Annotated in this window: 13 protein-coding genes; 6 read left to right on the forward strand and 7 right to left on the reverse strand. The window is 68.6% G+C overall.

Features of this window, described 5'->3' with window-relative positions; all coding sequences use genetic code 11:
* Positions 1–16 precede the first annotated feature (16 nt).
* The 6 genes from ACW5DW_RS05020 (at position 17) to ACW5DW_RS05045 (ending at position 8,390) form a co-directional block, all read left to right on the forward strand.
* Positions 17–2,686: an ATP-binding protein gene (locus ACW5DW_RS05020; RefSeq protein ID WP_457017660.1), complete on the forward strand. Its 2,670-nt coding sequence runs from the start codon at positions 17–19 to the stop codon at positions 2,684–2,686.
* On the forward strand, positions 2,683–3,417 hold the full coding sequence (locus ACW5DW_RS05025; RefSeq protein WP_457017661.1) for a response regulator: 735 nt from the start codon (positions 2,683–2,685) through the stop codon (positions 3,415–3,417). Before ACW5DW_RS05020 ends, ACW5DW_RS05025 begins: the two co-directional genes overlap by 4 nt.
* A gap of 492 nt (positions 3,418–3,909) precedes the next feature.
* Positions 3,910–6,048: a TonB-dependent siderophore receptor gene (locus tag ACW5DW_RS05030; protein ID WP_457017662.1), complete on the forward strand. Its 2,139-nt coding sequence runs from the start codon at positions 3,910–3,912 to the stop codon at positions 6,046–6,048.
* Between the two features lie 5 nt (positions 6,049–6,053).
* Entirely contained in the window at positions 6,054–6,371 is a 318-nt protein-coding gene (locus ACW5DW_RS05035) for an iron uptake protein (protein WP_457017664.1), read from the forward strand.
* Positions 6,372–6,382: 11 nt separating this feature from the next.
* The gene (locus ACW5DW_RS05040; protein ID WP_457017665.1) at positions 6,383–8,053 is read left to right on the forward strand and encodes a PepSY-associated TM helix domain-containing protein; all 1,671 of its coding nucleotides are present in this window, start codon (positions 6,383–6,385) and stop codon (positions 8,051–8,053) included.
* The gene (locus ACW5DW_RS05045; RefSeq protein WP_457017666.1) at positions 8,046–8,390 is read left to right on the forward strand and encodes a DUF3325 domain-containing protein; all 345 of its coding nucleotides are present in this window, start codon (positions 8,046–8,048) and stop codon (positions 8,388–8,390) included. Before ACW5DW_RS05040 ends, ACW5DW_RS05045 begins: the two co-directional genes overlap by 8 nt.
* A 255-nt stretch (positions 8,391–8,645) precedes the next feature.
* On the opposite strand, the gene ACW5DW_RS05050 is transcribed toward ACW5DW_RS05045, so the two are convergent.
* From ACW5DW_RS05050 to ACW5DW_RS05080, 7 genes are all read right to left on the reverse strand, one after another.
* Positions 8,646–9,206 carry a manganese efflux pump MntP gene (locus ACW5DW_RS05050; protein WP_457017667.1) on the reverse strand — a complete coding sequence of 187 codons (561 nt, stop codon included), beginning with the start codon at positions 9,204–9,206 and terminating at the stop codon, positions 8,646–8,648.
* Positions 9,207–9,477: 271 nt separating this feature from the next.
* Complete coding sequence (locus ACW5DW_RS05055; RefSeq protein ID WP_457017668.1) at positions 9,478–10,632, reverse strand: endo-1,4-beta-xylanase; 1,155 nt, start codon at positions 10,630–10,632, stop codon at positions 9,478–9,480.
* A gap of 67 nt (positions 10,633–10,699) precedes the next feature.
* Positions 10,700–11,584, reverse strand: a complete 885-nt coding sequence (locus ACW5DW_RS05060) for a ThuA domain-containing protein (RefSeq protein WP_457017669.1) — start codon at positions 11,582–11,584, stop codon at positions 10,700–10,702.
* Between the two features lie 22 nt (positions 11,585–11,606).
* Positions 11,607–14,291 (reverse strand): beta-galactosidase GalB, encoded by a 2,685-nt coding sequence (gene galB, locus ACW5DW_RS05065; RefSeq protein WP_457018407.1) that lies wholly within the window; start codon positions 14,289–14,291, stop codon positions 11,607–11,609.
* A 68-nt stretch (positions 14,292–14,359) separates the two neighbouring features.
* The gene (gene uxaC, locus ACW5DW_RS05070; protein WP_457017670.1) at positions 14,360–15,784 is read right to left on the reverse strand and encodes a glucuronate isomerase; all 1,425 of its coding nucleotides are present in this window, start codon (positions 15,782–15,784) and stop codon (positions 14,360–14,362) included.
* 224 nt (positions 15,785–16,008) lie between these two features.
* On the reverse strand, positions 16,009–18,867 hold the full coding sequence (locus tag ACW5DW_RS05075; RefSeq protein WP_457017671.1) for a glycosyl hydrolase 115 family protein: 2,859 nt from the start codon (positions 18,865–18,867) through the stop codon (positions 16,009–16,011).
* A 78-nt stretch (positions 18,868–18,945) separates the two neighbouring features.
* The gene (locus ACW5DW_RS05080) at positions 18,946–20,250 is read right to left on the reverse strand and encodes an MFS transporter (RefSeq protein WP_457017672.1); all 1,305 of its coding nucleotides are present in this window, start codon (positions 20,248–20,250) and stop codon (positions 18,946–18,948) included.
* Between the last annotated feature and the right edge of the window lie 204 nt (positions 20,251–20,454).

Here is a 20,454-nt window from a genome sequence, read left to right on the forward strand (position 1 = left end):
AGGCCACAATTGCTGCATGAGCGACAGCCGCCATACCCCAGACCGCGAGCACCAGGCCGATGCCCTGGTCGACGCGCTGCGCCGTGAGGGCGCGGGCCGGCTGACGGTCTTTCTCGGGGCGGCGCCTGGCGTCGGCAAGACCTACGCGATGCTCGCCCGTGGCCGCGAGCTGCAGCGGCGCGGCCTCGACATCGTGGTCGGACTGGTCGAGACCCATGGACGCAGCGAGACCCAGGCCCTGGTCGAGGGCCTCGAGTTGCTGCCACGCCGGCGTATCGCCCACCAGGGCCGCCACTTCGAGGAGCTCGACCTCGATGCCCTGATCGCGCGTCGGCCGGCGCTTGCGCTGGTCGACGAACTGGCTCACCGCAACGTGCCCGGCAGCCGCCACGAGCGCCGCTGGCAGGACGTGCTGGAACTCCTCGATGCCGGTATCGACGTCTATACCACGATCAACATCCAGCACCTGGAAAGCCTCAATGACGTCGTTCACCGCATCACCGGTGTGCGCGTCAGCGAGACAGTGCCAGACGTGGTGTTCGACCGCCTGCGCGACATCGTGCTGGTCGACTTGCCGTCGCGCGAACTGATCGAGCGCCTGCAGCAGGGCAAGGTCTACGTGCCAGAGCAGGCCGCACACGCGCTGCAGGCATTCTTCTCGCCGAGCAACCTGGCCGCGTTGCGCGAACTGGCGATGCAAACCGCCGCAGACCGCGTCGACAGTGACCTGCGCGAGACCCAGGCCGCGCGCGGCTTGCCGGGGGTGGCGCTGCGCCGCCGCGTGCTGGTAGCGATCGACGGCCGCGGGCAGTCCGAATACCTGGTGCGCGTTGCGCGCCGGCTGGCGGAGCGCCGCGACGCGCCATGGACGGTGGTGACGGTCCAGACGGGCGCGGTCGTCGACGAGGCACAGCAGCTCGAGCTCGATCGTGCGTTCGCCCTCACCCGGCGGCTCGGCGGCGAGGTGGAAGTCGTGCGCGGCGTGAACATCGTCGAATCGCTGCTCGACCACGCCAGTCGCAGCGGCGCGTCGGCGATCGTCGTCGGCCGCACCCGTGAGCGACCCTTCGCGCGGATCTTCAATCGCACGCTGACCCAACAGCTGATCCAGCGCGGCGCGCATTACGAACTCACCATCGTCAGCACGCCGGAGGCGCGCGCAAAGGCACGGCGATCCCTGCGTAGCATCACCGGACTGATGACCCGCAACGATGCCGGCCTCGCCTTCGCGGCGACGACCATGGCTGCGGCCCTGGGCTGGGTAGCCGAGCGTTGGATCGGGCTCGCCGATCTGTCACTGGTCTTCATCGTCGCCGTGGTGGTGGTCGCCTCACGCACGCGCATGGCCGCGGCGGTTCTGGCGGCGGGGCTGTGCTTTCTCGCCTACAACTTCTTCTTCATCGAGCCGCGCCTCACGTTTTTCATCGGCGCGCGCCAAGGTGTGGCGACGGTACTGCTGTTCCTCGTCGCGGCGCTGGTCGCCGGTCGCCTCGCGGCGAAGTTGCGCATGCAGGTCCTCGCATTGCGCGCATCCAATGCCCATGCGATGGCGTTGCAGACGCTCGGCCGGCAACTCGCCAGCGCGGCGGACCTGGGCCAGGTGGTGAAGGCCGGACGCGACGCGCTCAGGCGTTCGCTGGGAGCCGACGCCTTGGTCCACATTGGTGAAGAGGCGCTCGATCACGACAACAGCCTGGGTGTTGGCGACAAGGGCCGCGCCGCAGCCGACTGGGCGCGCAAGCACAGGCAACCGGCCGGGCGCTTCACGGACACGCTGTCGGGTTCGGCATGGTGGTTCTTGCCACTGGCAATCGACGGCGCGGGGGACGGCGTAGTCGGGTTGCGCTTTCCCCCTCACACCCCTCGTTTGGGTGCGGAGCAACTGCGCCTCGCCGAGGCGATGGCCGACGACATCGCCCAGGCCGTCGTGCGCACGCGACTGGTCGCAGACCTCGAGGACGCGCGTGTCAGCGGCGAGACCGAGCGGCTGCGGTCGGCACTGCTGTCGTCCGTCTCGCATGACCTGCGTTCGCCACTGGCCGCGATCATCGGTGCCGCCAGCAGCCTCGACCACTACGCAGAGGCGATGAGCCTCGACGATCGCCACGACCTGCTGGAGACGATCCGCCTGGAGGGCGAGCGGCTCGACCGCTATATCCAGAACCTGCTCGACATGACCCGCCTCGGCCACGGCAAGCTGGCCCTCAACCGCGACTGGATCGGCGTCGACGAGCTCATCGGCTCGGCGGTTGCGCGACTGCAACGCTACGAGCCCAGCGTGCGTTTCGAGGTCATGCTCGAACCCGGTCTGACGATCTGGGTGCACCCGGCGCTGCTCGAGCAGGCACTGTTCAATGTGATCGAGAACGCGGCCAGATTCTCGCCGCAAGGGGAGGCGATCGCGATCGATGCCCGTCGCATCGACGATGGCGCCTTGCAGATCGATGTGACCGACCGTGGTCCCGGTATTCCCGAGGAAGAGCGCAAGCGCATTTTCGACATGTTCTATAGCGTCGAGCGGGGCGATCGTGGTCGCCAGGGGGTTGGCCTGGGGCTGGCTATCTGCCAGGGCATGGTCGGCGCCCACGGCGGCAGCGTTGCGGCGTTGCCCGGCCCCGCTGCTCGCGGCACGACAATCCGCATTACCCTGCCGCGTATCGAGCCGCTGCCGAAACCCATTCCATGACCGACCCGGGAGTCGATGCAACCCCCTCCGCGCCGCCGCCGCGCGTGCTGGTCGTCGACGACGAACCACAGATCCGCAGGTTCCTCGACATCAGCCTGCGTGCGCAAGGCTACCGGGTTGAAACCGCGGCGACGGGGGCCGCCGGGCTCGAGGCTCTGGCCATGCACGGCGCCGATCTCGTGATCCTCGACCTCGGCCTGCCCGACCGCGACGGTCACGACGTGCTGCGCGAGCTGCGGGAGTGGTCGTCGGTGCCGGTCATCCTGTTGACCGTGCGCGCCGACGAGGCCGAGAAGGTGGCCGGGCTTGACGCCGGAGCCAACGATTACGTCACCAAGCCGTTCGGGGTGCAGGAGCTGATGGCGCGCGTGCGCGCATTGCTGCGTGCCCATGCGATGGCACCCGGTGAACTGGAGCCGGTGTTCGACGACGGCCGCCTGCATGTCGACCTCTCGCGGCGCGAGGTTTGGATCGAGGGTGAACCCGTCGCCTTGGCACGCAAGGAGTACGCGCTGCTGGCACTGCTGGTCCAGCACGCCGGTCGCGTGGTCACCCAGCCGCAGCTGCTGCGTGAACTGTGGGGTCCAACCCATCAGCACGACACGCACTATCTGCGCATCCTGGTCGCGAAGCTGCGCCATAAGCTGGGCGACGATGCCGCTGCACCGCGCTATGTCGGCACCGAGCCGGGGGTGGGGCTGCGTTTCATCGGTCGGAGGGCAGACCCCTGAGTGTATGCATTGGCCGGAAGCAGACTCGGTAGGGAATCTGGCGAAGTTGCCGGGATAGGGAACGGCAGCTCCTGGACCAGGCCGGGTCTCGTCAGATTTTTGTCCAAGCCGTGCGCAAGCGCTCAGGTCAGCAGCCAGCCCGTCCACGCCGTGAATATCGCGTCGCAAGCGTCATCGTGCCGACGCCGCACTCCCATCGAGAAGTACAGCCAGGTGCGCGGCGGGTCGCGGCGCGTCATGTCCGCCTAGACATCGAGGGCGGGTCACCGGCGTCTCTTGTCAAATACGAATCATTCGTATTCAATACGCAGACCGGCGCATGTCCCGGTGCGCCCACCGGGAAACGGGCGCATCGCCCAGTTCCCTTGCAATGGCAATCCTGGTGCTCCCGTCAACGAGACGGGCCTTCCTCCCATTGCCGTCTCCCACATGCCTACTCTTTCGCCGTCTTTGTCCTGTGCGCGGCCCGCTGCCGCCCGTGATTCCCTGCTGGTGCCCGGCCGTCTTGCCGTGGCGCTGGCCCTTGCCTTCGCCTGGTTGCCGGGCGCCGCGCTGTCGGCACCGCAGGACGCGGAGGCAGGCGGGGACACCGCCACCGACCTCGATACGGTGCTGGTGGTCGCCCAGCGCGCCAGCCGCGTCAGCAATGGCGCCACCAACCTCGACCTGGCGATCAAGGACACGCCGCAGTCGATCAGCGTGGTGAGCAGCGAGCAGATGCGCCAGTTCGGCGCACGCAGCGTCAACGACGCGCTGCGCCTGGCCACCGGCGTGCAGGTGGACGAATGGGAGACCAACCGCACCAGCTACAGCGCGCGCGGCTTCGACATCCTCAACACCCAGATCGATGGCGTCGGCCTGCCCAACAGCTGGGGCGTCGCCACCGGGGCGAGCGATGCCTTCGGCTACGAGAAGGTCGAGGTGATCCGCGGCGCCAACGGCCTGCTCACCGGCGTGGGCAATGCCGCCGGCACCATCAACTACGTGCGCAAGCGGCCGACCAACGAGCGCGAGGGCGTGGCCGGGCTGAGCTACGGCTCGTGGAGCACGCTGCGTGCGGAGGTCGACTATTCGACCCCGTTCACCGCCGACGGCAGCTGGGCCGGACGCGTGGTCGCAGCGCACGAGGACGGCGATACCCACCTGCAGGCCAACCACAACCGTCGCGATTTCCTGTACGGCGTCGTGGACGGGCAGGTGGGCGAGAACGGCACGCTGACCTTCGGCTATTCCTGGCAGCGGGCCAAGTCCGACGGGATCATGTGGGGCGCGCTGACCTTCATGAACAGCGATGGCACGCAGCGCGAGTGGCCGACCAATGCCTCGACCACCCAGGACTGGACGTACTGGAACACGACCAACCAGACGGCCTTTGCCGAATACGCGCATCGGCTGGGCGAGGACTGGCAGCTGAAGCTGGCCTACAACCATCGCCGCAGCAGCGGCGACGAGAAGATGTTCTACGCCTTCCTGCAGGACACGAATGGCGACGGCATTGCGGAGGGTCTGGATCCGGCCACCGGGCTGGGCCTGTACGGTTACCCGTGGGGCGGCATCGACGAGGCGAGCAGCCATCTGGGCTCGATCACGGTGAACGGCCACTTCCAGATGTTCGGCCGCGACCAGGAGGTGACGTTCGGTGCCAGCTTGGCGAAGAGCGAGACGGATGGCTGGGAGCAGGGCGTTCCCGACTTCTCGGACCCGGCCTGGGGCGCGCTGCCAGCGTTCCCGTATCCAGCCGATGCCATTCCCGAACCCGACTGGAGCGATCCGTCGCTGTACTCGGTACTCGACCAGCGCCTCGGGCGCGCATTCGGCGCGGCACGGATCGCGCTCAGCGACCGCCTCACCGTCATCGCCGGCGCCAACCATGCCCGCTACCGTCGCAGCGGCAGGTCCTACGACCTGGACTTCGATCAGACCACCAGCCACACCAGCCCCTACGGCGGCCTGACCTTCGATTTCAGCGAGCGCGTGCTCGGCTACGTCAGCTACTCGGACATCTACCAGCCGCAGGACCAGGTGGATGAAAACGACCGCTACCTCGACGCCAGCAAGGGCGAGAACTATGAGGCCGGTATCAAGGCCGATTGGCTGGACCAGCGCCTGCTGACCACGCTGGCGGTGTTCAAGGCCGACCAGGCCGGGCTGGCGACGCCGACGGGGCAGTACAACGAATTCGGATCGTCGATCTACGTGCCCATGGACGTGCGCTCCAAAGGCGTGGAGTTCGAGGCAGTGGGCAGGCTTGGCGAGGACGTGGACCTGGTGTTCGGCTACACGGCGCTGAAGCTGGACGGGTTGAATGGCGAGGACACGTATCCGTGGGTGCCGCGTCGCACGGCCAACCTGCTGCTGAGCGGGCGCCTGCCGGCGTTTCCGGCGCTGTCTCTGGGCGTTGGCGGGCGCTGGCAGAGCGCGATATCCAACATCGAGGCCAGCGGCTTCACGGTAAGGCAGGGCAGCTATGCTGTGCTCAATGCGTTCGCGGCCTGGGACTTCCTGCCAAACGCGAGCCTGCGGCTCAATGCGAACAATATCGGTGACGAGAAGTACATCAATACGCTGCGCTACAGCGGGTACTACGGGGCGCCGGCGAACTACACACTGAGCTTCGATTGGCGGTTCTGATGGGCATGTCTCGGCTTTCCACCACGTTCGTGCAACCCCGCGCAGCGCGACTGCAGGTCGTCCCGCGCATTGGCGCCGCCGTAATCGGCGGCTATGCCTTTGCCTGGGGCTTCGTCGCCGCGGGCGCGAGCTTGATGTTTGCGGCGGGGATGGGGTTCCACGACGCCGAGTTCCTGGCGAGCCTGCTGGGCGTGCTGGCGTTCCTGGTGGTGTTCCTGTGGGCGATCGCCGCAAAGCGGCCGTGGCGGGCGTGGATGCTGCTGCTCGGTGCGGGTGGGCTGCTGTCGGTGGTCGCTTCGCTCGTGCAGCGGGCACTGGTCTGAAGGAGGACAAGATGATGTTCAGCAGCTTCCGCCAGGCCATGACCTGGCTGCATACCTGGTTCGGACTGGTGCTGGGCTTCGTGTTGATGGCGGCGTTCTTCTTCGGCGCGCTGTCGGTGTTCGACCGCGAGATCGACCGCTGGGCGATCCCGGCCACGCGTATCGAAGCGCAGCCGATGCCGTCGTTCGAGCAGGTGCTGCGCCCGGCCTTCGAGCGCATGCAGCCCACGCGCGCCGCGATCGAGGCGATGCGACCGCGCGTGGATGGGCCGATGCCGGAGCGCTTCGACACCCCGGTGAGCTGGAGTGCGTACACAACCCATCGCGACCCGGTGCTGGCGCTGTTCGCGGGCTTCGAGGTGCCCAACGCCAAGGACCCGGAAGAGGCGATCTGGGCCGACGTGACCATCGACCCGCGCGACGGCAGGCTGCTGCCGGTCGACCAGCTGAAGGTCGGCAGCGGCTTCTTCTATCCGATGCACTACGGACTGACCCTGGACTGGAAGAACCTGGGTATCTGGATCGTGGGCTTCTCGGCGCTGGTGATGCTGGCCGCGCTGGTCAGCGGCGTGGTGATGCATCGCCGGATGTTCCGCGAGTTCTTCACCTTCCGGCCGGGCAAGGCGCGCCTGCGCAGCGTGCTCGACCTGCACAACCTCACCGGCGTGGTGGCGCTGCCGTTCCATTTCTTCTTCGCCTTCACCGGCCTGCTGATCTTCGCGGCCACGTACTACTTCCCGGTCGGGCATACCCAGCTGCATGCGCTGCACGACCTGCATGCGCAGGTGGAGGCGCGCGAGACCGGCCTGCCGCACGAGCGCGCAGGCGTGGCGGCGGGACTGGCCAACGTCGACGCGATGGTGGCCGAAGCCCGGCGCCGCTGGGAGGCGAACGGCAAGGCCGGCGAAGTCGGCTTCCTGTGGCTGCAGCACGTGGGCGATGCCAACGGCTTCGTCAGCGTCTATCGCGCTGGCACCGACCGCATCGCCCTGGTCGGCGATGCCATCCACTTCAAGGCATCGAGCGGCGAGCTGATCCGCGAGGACCCGGCGGCGACGCCGGTCGCGCGTGTCGCCGAGTTCCTCACCGGCCTGCACCTGCAGCACTTCCGCCACTGGCTGCTGCGCTGGCTGTATGTGTTCGGCGGGCTGGCGGGCGCGGTGTGCATCGCCACCGGCTTCATCTTCTTCGTCGAGAAGCGCAAGCGCCAGCACGCGCAACAGGGTAGCCAGGGCGCGCGCGTGGTCGATGCGCTGGCGGTGGCGTCGGTCACCGGCATGGTGTTGGCGGCGCTGGGCATCCTGGTCGCCAACCGGCTGCTGCCCGAAGACATAGCCGGTCGCGGCGACTGGCAGCGCTACGCGTTCTGGGGCACCTGGGTGCTGGCGCTGCTGCATGCGGCCTGGCGCAGCGCGCCGGTCGCACAGGGGCGATCCAACCCGGCGTGGCGCGAGCAGAGCGTTGCGATCGCGATGCTGGCCGTGACCGCCGTTCTGCTGAACTGGGCAACCACCGGCGACCACCTGCTGCGCACGCTCGCGGCGGGCTACTGGCCGGTGGCCGGCGTCGATCTGTCCTTGCTGGCCTGCGCGACGGTGGCGGCATTTGCCGCGCGCCGGCTGCGGCTGCGCGCTGCCGCAGCGGTGGGCTGCCCGACGGGTACGGAGGCAAGGCATGCCTGAGCCCACGCACGCAACGGCACTGCTGCTGGCCGCGATGCTTGCAGGCTTCGCCGGCATGGGCTGGCTGGCGCTGGCGATGCCGGCGCACGCGGCGCAGGTGTGGGGCCGTGCGCTTGACGTCCGCCATGCGCAGCTCCTGCGCGTGGCCGGCGCAATTGGCGCCGCATCGTCGCTGGCGTTGTGCCTCAAGGCCGACCACGCGTCGATGGCGGTGTTGGTCTGGCTGATGACCCTGTCCGGTTCGGTCCTGCTGGTGGCGATGTTGCTGTCCAGCCGTCCGCGGCTGCTGCGCCTGCTGGCACCGTGGGTGGATGCGCGCAGCAGCGCTGTTCGCTGAACGCTGTGGCGCGGCCGGTCAGGGCAGCCTCCAAGGAATCTCCGGACAACTGTCATTTCGAGCATAGCGAGAGGCGCTTTACAACAGCAAAGCTGGTCAATCTGCTCCCTTGATTCGACCAGATTGACCGGCTTCGCCGTTGTAAAGCGCCTCTCACTGCGTTCGGAATGACAAATCGGACTTGCCCGGAGGTTCCCCAACGCTTGGTTGTCATCCCGGACGCAATGAGGGATCCCGTGACGCGAGCCCCGCGCTTCAGGCAAACACGTGTTCGTACACGATCATCGCGCCGACCAGGATCAGGATGATCCCGCCCGCGATCTCCGCACGCCGGCCCAGCACCTGGCCGAGCGCGCGGCCCGCCATCACGCCCGCGGTGACCATCACGAAGGTGCACAGGCCGATCACCGCCGCGACGGCGAGGATGTCCACCTCCACGAACGCCAGGCCCACGCCGACCGCGAGCGCATCGATGCTGGTCGCCAGCCCCGCCAGCGCCAGCGCACCCAGTCCGCGCTGCGGCGGCGCATCGTCGTCCGTGCCGCCGTGCAGCGCCTTGTGGATCATGTGCAGTCCCAGCGCCGCCAGCAGGCCGAACGCGATCCAGTGGTCCCAAGCCTCGACCAGATCCGACGCGCTCGAGCCGAGCAGCCAGCCGACGATGGGCGTGGTGGCCTCGATCAGGCCGAACACCAGGCCGGCACGCAGCGCATCGCGCCAGCGCGGGCTGCGCATGGCGGCGCCTTTGCCAATGGCCGCGGCGAACGCATCGGTGGACATCGCCAGGCCGAGCAACAGGATGGAAACGGGGTGCATCGGGGATCCGGGACGGCGAGGCTTGGGCACAACGGACCGCGCACGCGCCCGACCGCAATGGCGTGCGTGGCCCGCTGGTCTCGCCAAACGTCAGGTTGCGGCCGCCACGGCCGGTACAGGCCGAGTGTGTTGACGGACGCGCTTCCGGGGTGGAAGCCGGCTACTCCCCAGGGGAGGTGCGGCTGCAGTTGCGGCCGCCTGCGCATTGTACGCGGCCGCCAGGACGCGGGGACCGGGGTGTCGCCTTGATCAATCGCGCTGCCGCCGCCGTTCAGCGCGTCCGGGGTACCGCGAGCACCGCCTCGAGTGCGGGCTTGGGCTGGCCGCTGCGGTCGAACAACAGGGTGTAGTTGGTGCGGTCGGGGATCGGGTAGCCGTTCTTCCACGACATGCCGTCCTCGACGCCCCAGATCGACACGCGGTGGAGCTTGTCGCGGCGGCCGTGGAAGATGCGGAACAGCTCGCCGTAGCGGTCGGCGAGCTGCTGCTGCACTTCGGCCGGCAAGCCGTCGCGGTAGGGATCAAGGAAGGTCTTGAACTCGGGCAGCTGGAACTGCGGATGCGCCATGCCCTGGCCGATGATCTGGCCTTCCTTCGTCAGCGGCAGTACGTCGACGTCGAGTTCGGTGATCATCACCTTCACCCCGAGCGCGGCGTAGGCGTCGATCGCGGCCTCGATATGCGCGGTGGACGGATAGTTGAGGCCCCAGTGGCCCTGGATGCCGATGCCGTCGATGCGGATGCCGTGCTGCTGCAGCATCTTCACCATGCGCACGATGCCGTCACGCTTTTCCGGGCGCCAGGCGTTGAAGTCGTTGTAGTAGAGCTGGGCGTCCGGCGCGGCCTCGCTCGCGAAGCGGAAGGCATCGCGCACCAGCGCGTCACCGTCGCCGCCGTAGCCGCGCGTCCACAGCGTGTCGCGGTACTGGCCGTCCTCGCCCATCACCTCGTTGACCACGTCCCAGGCCTGCACCTTGCCGGCGTAGCGCCCGGCGACGACCTTGATGTACTCGCGCATGCGTTCGCGCATGGTGTCGATGCCGGCGGGCTGGCCATCCGCGCCTTCGAAGAACCAGGCCGGGGTCTGGTTGTGCCAGACCAGGGTGTGGCCGATCAGATACATGTCGTGCTGCCGGCCGAAGGCGACGAAGGCGTCGGCGGCCGCAAAGTCCCACTTGCCGGGCTCGGGATGCAGCACCTCGGCCTTCATCACGTTCTCGGCGGTGATCGCGTTGAAGTGCAGCGCCACCAGCGCCTGGGCGCGCGCATCCTCGCCGCTGACAATCTCGTCGTTGACCGCAGTGCCGATCAGGAAGGCGTCGGCATAGGCCTGCTTGAGCGTGGTCGGCGGTGGCGCGGCATGGGTGGCGGCGGCACCGGCGAGCAGGATCGCGGCGGCGAGGAGCTTGGTGGAGTAGTGCTTCATGGGGAGACCTCGGATCGGGAGCGGTCGCGAGGCGTCGGCAGCCTCACCGGGAATGCGTGGATGCGGCTCAGCGGCAGGCGTCGCGCGGTGTTTCGGCGGCCCAGCCGATCGCGCCGTCGATCATGCGCAGGTGCAATGGCTCGGCGTAGGTTTCGGCCTTGTGCCCGAGCGCGCTGTAGAACACGCGGCCGCGCGCGATGCAGCGCGTCCAGACGATGGGATGGTCGCCCATGCGATGTTCGGGTGCGGGCTCGTAGCTGCCTTCGTCCAGGCGCGCGAGGATGCGGGTGCCGTGGCCGTTGGGCACGCGGTCGAACGCATACCACTCGTCCTGCCGGCGCCATTCGCCCGGAAGGCCGGCCATTGCAGGATGGTCGGGTTCGGCGACCAGCACGGTCGCGTCCTGGAACTGGTTCGGCGCATTGGTGTGGCCGATGAACTGCGCGCCGATCAGGGTGTCGACATACCAGTCCCAGTCGTAGCGCGGGTCGCCGCCGGAACCATGCAGGGCGACCACGCCGCCGCCGTCTTCGACCCATTGGCGGAAGGCGGCGCGCTGCGCGTCGGTGAAGACATTGCCGCTGATGCTGTTGAGCACCACCACGTTGAACTGCGCCAGCGCATCCGGGTTGAACAGCGCCGCGTTTTCGCTGACAAAGCTGTCCCATCCGCGCGCGTCCGCCATGTCGGCCAGGGCGTCGTTGGCCGCCTCGATCTGTTCGCTGTCGCGGAAGCCGTTGGTCTTGGAGAACACCAGCACCGCGCGCTCGCGTTCGAATGCGGGAAGCGGTGGCGGCGTCTGGTCCATCACCGGTTCGGGCCAGTAGCGGGGATCCTTCACCCAGGCGGTGGGCGCCTCGGGCTCGGGCGATCGCGCCGGTGGCGCGGCGCCTGCGCTCGCCGCGGCCAGGAGCAGCGCGCACAGCAGCGTGGTCAGGCGGGTCAACGGCATGGGCATTCCTCGCGTGCGTTGTTCACTGTGGCGGACCCACCTGCAGATGCAGTTCTGCCGGTTCCAGGCCTTCGCCGTGTACGCGCACGATGGCGGTGCCGGATTGGTCTTGCAGGCCGCGCACGATCGCCAGCGCCAGCCCGCTGAACGCCTCGCGTTCGGGCGAGGGGAAGGCGGTGAGGTCGCGCGGATCGCCGTTGTCGGTGGCGACCAGTTCGGCCGGCCCTTCGACCTCGAAGCGGACCCGGTTGTCGGCATTGCGGATTGCGCGACCGTCGGCATCCAGCACGCGCAGGGTGATGAAGGACAGGTCGCGGCCGTTGTTGCCGATGCGCGCGCGATCGGCCTCCAATGCAAGCCGCGCCGGCGCGCCGGTGGTCTGCACGCGCGCCTGCGTCCATTCGCGGCCATCGCGCCAGACCCGCACGTGCAGCTCGCCCGGCTGGTAGACCACCTCGTCCCAGCGCAGCCGGTACTCGTACTCCCCCTTCTTCCTGCGGCCCTGCGAGACGCCGTTGAGGAACAGCTCGGCCTCGTCGCCGCTGGTGAACACGTGCACCGGGGTCACCTGTCCCTCGCGGCCCGCCCAGTTCCAGTGCGGCAGGATGTGCGCCATCGGCAGGTCCGGGCGCCAGCGCGCCTGGTAGAGGTAGTAGCGGTCCTTGGGGAAGCCGGCCAGGTCGATCATGCCGCTGTAGGAGCTGCGCGCGGTGTAGTAGGGCGTGGGCTCGCCGAGATAGTCGAAGCCGTTCCAGACGAACTCGCCGGCAACAAAGGGGTGGCGGTCGAGCGCGGCGAAGACCTTGTCGGCGCTCGAGCCGAAGTCCACGGCGTACAGTTCGTACGCGCTGACGTTGTGGTTCACCGAATCGCCGCCGCCGTTGTGGTCGCGGACCGGGGCACTCTGCTGCGGCGACACCGGGAACAGGTAGATGCCGCGGCTGCTCAGCGCGGACGCCGTCTCGCTGCCGAAGATCACCTTGTCCGGGAAGGCCTTGCGGAACGCCGGGTACGACGGCGGCGTGCGGATGCGCTCGGTGCCTTCGAAATCCGGTGCCTGGCGGATGCCTTCGCCCTGGTAGTTGAGGTTGATCACGTCGAAGGCGGCGGGGAAGGGCATGTCGGCCTTGGCCCAGTTCATCGACGCGGTGGTGGGCCGGGTCGGATCCTCTTCGCGCACGATCTCCACCAGCCGTCGGCCGATGGCCGCGCCGGCATCGCCGTCGTACTGCTCGCCGACCTCGTTGCCCACGCTCCACAGGATCACGGATGGGTGGTTGCGGTCGCGGCGCAGCATCGCGCGCAGGTCGGCCTCGTGCCAGTCGGGGAAGACGAGGTGGAAATCGAGCGGCGTCTTCTTCTTTTCCCAGGAATCGAAGACCTCGTCGACGACCAGAAAGCCCATGCGGTCGCTGAGTTCGAGCAGCTGCGGATCGGGCGGGTTGTGCGCCATGCGGATGGCGTTGACGCCCATCTCGCGCAGGATCTCCAGCTGGCGCTCGGCGGCGCGCAGGTTGAAGGCGGCGCCCAGCGCGCCGAGGTCGTGGTGCTGGTTCACGCCGTTGAGCACGACGTGCTCGCCGTTGACGATCACGCCGCGGTCCGGATCCCACTCCACGTCGCGGATGCCGAAGCGCGTTTGGTAACGGTCGACGATGCGATCGTCCTGGCGCAGCGTGGTCACCGCGACATAGCGATGCGGCTGCTGTCGCGGGGGCGGACCCCACAGGCGCGGATTGGCGATGCGCGTGCCGGAGCTGACCCTGGTGCTGCCGCCTGCAACCACGTCGACGCCGATCGTGGGAATGCTTGCGACAGCTTCGCCGGTGGCGGCGCCATCATCGTCGAGCGCGAAGAAGCCGGTGTCCACCTGCACCCGCACCGGCGCGTCGGTGGCGTTGTCGATTTCCACGCGCAGGTTGACGGTCGCCGACTGCGCCGAGACCTCGGGCGTGGTGACGTAGGTGCCCCACTGCGTCACGTGCACCGGCGCGGTCGTGGTCAGCCGCACGTCGCGGTACAGCCCGCCGCCCGGATACCAGCGCGCGGATTCGGGTGGATTGTCGAGACGGATCGCAAGCTGGTTGTCGCCGCCAAACGCGATGTAGGGCGTGAGGTCCACGCGCCAGCTGTTGTAGCCGTAGGGCCAGCCGCCAACGAGCTCACCGTTGAGCCAGACGCTGGCGTGCGACATGGCGCCGCCCACGTCCAGGAACACCTGCCGGCCCTGCTGCGAGACCGGGATGTCGAGGCTGCGCCGGTACCAGCCGATGCCCCAGCTGGGCAGCCGGCCCATGCCGCCATAGGGGCCTTCGGCGATGAACGGTCCGGCGATCGCCCAGTCGTGCGGCAGCGTCACCGATTGCCACTTGCTGTCGTCGAAGCCGGACTGCAGGAACGATACGTCGCCCACGGCCGGGTCGGCATCGGGGCGCGCGTGGCGGCGATCCGGATCGGCGATGAAGCGGTTCGCGGTCGGCAGGATCCAGGGCTTGAGCACCGGCCGATCGGCCTGGATGCGCACCGCCTCGTCGGGGCGCGCGTCGGCGACCTTGCCGTCGGCACTCCGGATTACCTCGGGGCGTACGTCGTAGTCCAGGCGTCCGTCGACGCCGGGCGGGTCACCGCGATGGAAACGCCAGCCGCTGTCGAGGCGGACGCTCTCGCGCGGCGACGCAAACGCCGGCGCCGGCAGGGGCGCGAGCACCGCAAGCAGGAGCAGCAGGGCGCTGCCGTGGAAGCGCGATTGCGCGCGGGCGGCGTGGGCGTGTGGATTCACAGGCGGTATGCCTCCTTGGGCAGGCGCCAGGCGAGGTCGACCACGACCTCGGTGGCTTCGTCCTCGTCGATGCGGTGTTCGGACACAAGTTTGGACAGCACCGCGCAGTCGATGCGACGTGCGACGTCATGCCGCGCCGGGATCGACAGGAAGGCACGGGTGTCGTCGTTGAAACCGACCGTGTTGTAGAACCCGGCGGTGCCCAGGGTCTGCTCGCGGAAGCGCCACATGCCGTCGGGGGAATCATGGAACCACCACGCCGGGCCGAGGAACAGGCAGGGCCAGTGCCCGGCCAGCGGCGCGAGTTCGCGTGCGTAGGTGCTCTCGTCCAGGGTGAACAGGATCAGGCGGAAGCCGGGCTCGTTGCCGAAACGGTCGAGCAGCGGCTTGAGCGCGTGCACGTACTCGGTGCGCATCGGGATGTCGGCGCCTTTGTCGCGACCGTAATGCTCGAACAGGCCGCGGTTGTGGTTGCGGAAGCAGCCCGGATGGATCTGCATCACCAGCCCGTCGTCCAGGCTCATCGCCGCCATCTCGGTCAGCATCTGGGCGCGGAACAGCTCCGCATCGGCGGCGGTGAACTTGCCGGTGACGACACGGGTGAACAGCGCGCGCGCCTGCTCGGCGGGCAGGTCGGCGGTCGCGCAGCTGGGGTGTCCATGGTCGGTCGAGGTCGCGCCCATCGAGGCGAAGAAGGCGCGGCGCTGGCGATGCGCGCGCAAGTAGCCGTCCCAGTCGTAGACGTTCTCGCCGGTGATCTCGCCGAAGCGCTCCAGCGCCGAGCGGAACTGCTCGTGTTCCGGGTCGATCACCGGATCGGGGCGGTAGGCGGTGACCACGCGGCCGCCCCAGCCGCTGTCGCGGATCGCCTGGTGGTGTTCCAGCGGATCCAGCGGCGACTCGGTGGTGGCGATGACCTCGATGTTGAAGCGTTCGAACAGCGCGCGCGGCCGGAACTGCGGCGTCTGCAGCGCCTGGGTGATGGTGTCGTAGTAGCGGTCGGCGCTGCCGGCATCCAGCCGCTCGCGCAGGCCGAACACCTCGTGGAAGACATGGTTGAGCCACATCGACGAAGGCGTGCCGCGGAACAGGTGGAAGTTCTGCGCGAACAGCCGCCAGGCCGCGCGTGGATCGACCTCGGCACGCGAGCCGTCGGCGCGCGGGATGCCCAGCGCGTCAAGCCCAATGCCCTGGCTGTAGAGCATGCGGAACACGTAGTGATCCGGGACCAGCAGCAGCTCGGTGGCGTCTGCGAAGGGCGCGTCGCTGGCCCACCAGCCCGGGTCGGTGTGGCCATGCGGGCTGATGATCGGCAGCGACGCGACCTCGGCGTACAGGCGCCGCGCGATCGCGCGCTGGGTTGCGTCGGCGGGAAACAGGCGGTCTTCGTGGAGGTGGAGTGGCTTGGTCGCGATGTTCATGGGCTCGGGTCTGGGATACGTGGTCTGCGCCCGCCGGGCGGGGCAGTGAAGGGCTTGGGGCGTTTGCAGATGCGGGGCTCTGCTGGCCTGTGGGAGTCCGGGGTATCGATCCGCGCGCGAAACTGCGGCTATTCCGACCGCAGGCCTGCTGCGTCCCGGGCGAACCACATGTCATTTCGACCGGAGGGAGAAATCCACAGCGGCGCGCGACTGGACCGGACCTCTTAGCGTCGCTGGCTCTCCTCCGGCCCGAGCGTACCGCGCTCGCGCGGCCGCGTGACCACCTCGATGCGCTGGAACACCACGCCCGGATCCACCTGCCACAGCTTGAGCATATTGGCGCCGGCCGCCACGCGATGGCGCGAGCTGGCGATGTGCACGTTGTCGATTACCGCAAGTTCCCAGGTGCGGAAGTCGCGGTCGCCCGGCGTCGGATCCAGGCGCATGTTGACCAGCTGCGGTGCCTCGTCGCCAATCGACACGGCATAGCGCAGGCCACCGCGATGGCGCAGGTCGAGCGTCGGCGCCAGCGCGACGCCCACTTCGACCTCGCCATCGGCGTCCACGACGATCGGATACTCCAGCCGCGCGCCATCGCCACCGGGCACCAGCGGCTCGCCGGTGGCGGGCCAAGCGGTCACGCCCGACAGGGTGCGACCAAGATTCGGGATCACCTGCCATTCGCCACCGGCAGGCGCCACCGCGCGCGCATGATGCGCGGCCTCGATCGCGATCACGCCGTCGCCTTCGACGAAGCCGCGCGCGCCGCGATGCGCCGGCGGCTTGCGCACCGGTACCTGCACATACACCTCGGTGCGGTCGGCGCCGCGGATGGCGATCACCGCTTCGTGCTCGCCCTCGGGCAGGTGCGCCCAGTCGACGGCGAGCTCGAGCGCCTGCGCGTCCTGTACCTCGCCACTGGCAGGGGATACCTTCAGCCACGGCTGCGAGGACTTCGCGGTGAAGCCGATCGCCTGCGCGCCTCGGTTGTAGACCACCACCTCGCGGCTGCGCGCCCCGACGGGGTCGAGTTCCGGCAGCCGTGGCGATGCCGCACGCTGCGGCCAGCCGCGTGCATCGCCTTCGACCGCGACTCCGGCGACACCGCGTTCCGGCACGTCCACGCGCGCCAACGCCGGCATCACGTTGCGCGGCGGCTGCTGCCAGTGGGTGTAGCCGATGCGCACCTGCGACATCATGTGCACCCACTTGCCGTCGGCGACGTCGTGTTCGTAGACGCGCTGCAGTTCGGCGTCGCGCTCGAACAGACGCTGCGTTTCGTCTGCCCAGTGGTTGGCCGACGCGCGACCCTGCGCCGCATACAGGCGGTTGCGCGCGGCAGCGACGTACATGCGGGTCAGGTTGGCGCTCGCCAGCACCGGGTATTCGACCAACTGCACCCAGGCGTCGCGGTGGCTGGCCGGGATGCGCGCAGCGAGTGCGAGGGTGCGCTGCTCGAGCGCGTCCCATTCGGCGACCACGCGCTCGGCCTCGCCGTCGTGCAGCAGGCTCCAGGTATCGGCGTCGAGCAGTTCGGGCTTGCGCCGCGCGTTGAACTGCGTATAGCGGCTGAGGATTTCGCCGATCTCGCGCGCATGCGCCGGGCCGAACTGCTCGGCCGCCCAGGCTTCCGGATAGCCGGCGATCCAGTCCAGGTCGGCGGCATCGGGATCCCAGGCCTGGTCGAGGAAGACGCTGATCGGCAGTTCCATCGGCTTGATGTCGCCGACGTTGACCACCCACACCCGCTCCACGCCGTGCGCCCAGGCCAGCCGCATCTGTTCCCAGGCACGTTCGACCTGGGTGGTGTTGATCCACCTGTAGTTGCGCGGGCCGCCGACGTAGTCGAAGTGGTAGTAGACGCCGTAACCGCCGGGGCGCTTGTGCGCTGGATCGGGCAGGCGCCGGATGTTGCCCCAGTTGTCGTCGGCAAACAGCAGGGTCACGTCGTCGGGAACGCGCATGCCCTTGTCGTAGTAGTCCTGCACCTCCTTGTACAGCGCCCAGACCTGGGGCGTCTGCTCCACGGGCTGGCCGGTGACCTCGGTGATGATGCGGCGCTGGTCGGCGACGATGCGCTCGAGCAGGGCGGTGGCGGTCTCCTCGGTCATCGGCTCGTCGCCGTCGCCGCGCATGCCCAGCGTGACGACCGCTTCGCGGCCCTGCAGGCGCTCGATGCCGCCGCGCCAGAATTCCTGCAGCGCATCTGCGTTGCGCGCGTAGTCCCAGGGACCCTTGCCGTGGCGCGACCATTCGTCGTGCGCGCGCATCATCGGCTCGTGGTGGGTGGTGGCGATCACCACGCCGTATTCGTCGGCGAGCTCGGCATTGCGCGGATCGTCGTCGTAGAACGCGCGCGGCTGCCACATCGCCGGCCACAGGTAGTTGGCCTTGTGGCGCAGGATCAGCTGGTACACGCGCTCGTAGAAGCGGTGGTTGGTGCCGCCGAAGGTCGCCTTGCTCCAGTTGCCGAGCGCGGGATCCTCGTCGTTGATGAAGATGCCGCGGTATTTCACCTTGGGCGCGTCGACGAAACGCCCCGGCGCGACGTGGAGCGATGCGTGGCGCGGCGGAGGCACGTCGGCCCACCAGGTCCAGGGCGAGACGCCGATGCGGCGCGAGAGTTCGTACAGGCCGAACGCTGTACCGCGGCGGTCGGCGCCGACCACCAGCAGCGCGCGATCGATGCCGGGCTCGGGATTGTCGACCACCTGCAGCAGGTAGGCCTCCCAGGTGCCGGCAACGCCGCTGGTGTCGATCTGCTGCTCGCGCACGATCCGGTCGATGCGCGCGCTGTGGCCGAGCGTGCCGGCGATGATCGCGGTGTCATTCGAGCCCGCCGATGACGACGTCGCAGCGCCGGCCACGGCCGCCAGGTCTGCGCGCAGCGCATCCGCGGCGTGGCGCACGGCGGCAAAGTCATCCTCTCCGATGAGCACGCCAACCGGTGCGCCGCGTTCGATCAGCGCCAGGCTGCCGCTGGTCCGTGTCTCGCATACGGTCGCCGGGGCGCGGCAATCCTGGCTGGCGGCCGCTGCCCCCGGCAGGACAAGCAGGAAGGCCAGCAGCAGTGTCGGTTTCATGTCGGGATTCCTTGCGGGGACGCGACCTCGGCCGCTCCGGAGGTCATGTCATGCGTTGCGTGTGCGTAGTCGATCGGCTCAGGCGCGTGCGTCGCTGCCCGCATCCAGACGCGCCGGTTCCAGCCGCGGCGCCAGCAGGTGCACCACCAGCAGCGCCAGCAGATAGGCCGAGCCGGCCATCATGAACACCGGCACGTAGCTGCCGGTGGTCTGCAGCAGGAAACCGGTGAAGGTGGCGATCATCATGCCGCCCACCGCGCCGGCGAAGCCGCCGATGCCCACGACCGAGCCGACCGCGTGGCGCGGGAACATGTCGGAGGTCAGCGTGAACACGTTCGCCGACCAGCCCTGGTGGCCCGCCGTCGCAAGGCCAATCAGGCCCACCGCGACCCACAGGTTCTCGGCCTGCGCGGCGAACACGATCGGCACCACGCACAGCGCGCAGATCAGCATCGCGCCCTTGCGCGCGCGGTTGACGCTCCAGCCGAGCTTGATGAAGCGGCCCGCGATCCAGCCGCCGAAGATGCTGCCCACGTCGGCCAGCACGAAGATCACCACCAGCGGCAGGCCCAGGCCGAGCAGGGTCAAGCCGTATTCGGAGTGCAGGAACTTCGGCAGCCAGAACAGGAAGAACCACCAGATCGGATCGGTCATGAACTTCGCCGCGACGAAGGCCCAGGCCTGGCGATGCTTGAGGATGCGCGCCCATGGCACCTTGGCTGACACTTCCGGCGGGTCGCTGCGGATGTGGGCGAGTTCCGCGGACGTGAGTTTCGGTTGTTGCTCCGGCGCCCGGTACCACAGCAGCCAGACCACCAGCCAGATGGCGCTGAGCATCCCCGTGAACAGGAAGGCCGCCTGCCAGCCCAGCGACAATGCGATGAGCGGCACCATCAGCGGTGCGACGATCGCGCCGATGTTGGAACCCGAATTGAAGATGCCCGTGGCGAACGCGCGCTCGCGGCGCGGGAACCATTCGGCGACCGTCTTGATCGCGGCCGGGAAGTTGCCGGCTTCACCAAGCCCGAGGAAGAAGCGCGCGATCATGAAGCCGACCACGGTCGCGGCCAGCGCGTGCGACATCGCCGCGATGCTCCACACGACGATGGCGATTGCGTAGCCGATGCGCGTGCCGAGCCTGTCGATGATCGCGCCGGCGCAAAGCAGGCCGATCGCGTAGGCGGCCTGGAAGGCGGTGACGATGTAGCCGTACTCGATCTCGCTCCAGCCGATCTCGTCCTGCAGGAACGGCGCGAGCACGCCCAGCACCTGTCGATCGATGTAGTTGATCGTCGTCGCCGCGAGCAGCATCGCGCATACGCGCCAGCGGTACATGCCGAGTTTGGCGGCGGCCGGTGCGGCAGCGGAAGGGGGCGCTGTCATGCGGCGCCACCGGTGTCAGCGCCCAGGCGCGACGTGCGTCCGAAGACGTTTTGCAGCTGCGTCATGTCGCTCTCCCCGGCGCACGTGATAGCGCTATCAGTATCACATCCGGTGAGGGTCGCAATAGTCGGCCTGACGACAGTGCGCTTGATGGAACGTTGCAGCGGAATCGATGCCGCACCGCAGTAAACCGCGAGTTCGTGT

This window comes from Luteimonas sp. A482 (assembly GCF_054072655.1).

Coding starts and splice junctions, on each gene's coding strand:
- ACW5DW_RS05020 (WP_457017660.1), top strand. CDS start 17: ATGAGCGACAGCCGCCATACCCCAGACCGCGAGCACCAGGCCGATGCC.
- ACW5DW_RS05025 (WP_457017661.1), top strand. CDS start 2,683: ATGACCGACCCGGGAGTCGATGCAACCCCCTCCGCGCCGCCGCCGCGC.
- ACW5DW_RS05035 (WP_457017664.1), top strand. CDS start 6,054: ATGTCTCGGCTTTCCACCACGTTCGTGCAACCCCGCGCAGCGCGACTG.
- ACW5DW_RS05040 (WP_457017665.1), top strand. CDS start 6,383: ATGATGTTCAGCAGCTTCCGCCAGGCCATGACCTGGCTGCATACCTGG.
- ACW5DW_RS05045 (WP_457017666.1), top strand. CDS start 8,046: ATGCCTGAGCCCACGCACGCAACGGCACTGCTGCTGGCCGCGATGCTT.
- ACW5DW_RS05050 (WP_457017667.1), bottom strand. CDS start 9,206: ATGCACCCCGTTTCCATCCTGTTGCTCGGCCTGGCGATGTCCACCGAT.
- ACW5DW_RS05055 (WP_457017668.1), bottom strand. CDS start 10,632: ATGAAGCACTACTCCACCAAGCTCCTCGCCGCCGCGATCCTGCTCGCC.
- ACW5DW_RS05060 (WP_457017669.1), bottom strand. CDS start 11,584: ATGCCGTTGACCCGCCTGACCACGCTGCTGTGCGCGCTGCTCCTGGCC.
- uxaC (WP_457017670.1), bottom strand. CDS start 15,784: ATGAACATCGCGACCAAGCCACTCCACCTCCACGAAGACCGCCTGTTT.
- ACW5DW_RS05075 (WP_457017671.1), bottom strand. CDS start 18,867: ATGAAACCGACACTGCTGCTGGCCTTCCTGCTTGTCCTGCCGGGGGCA.
- ACW5DW_RS05080 (WP_457017672.1), bottom strand. CDS start 20,250: ATGACAGCGCCCCCTTCCGCTGCCGCACCGGCCGCCGCCAAACTCGGC.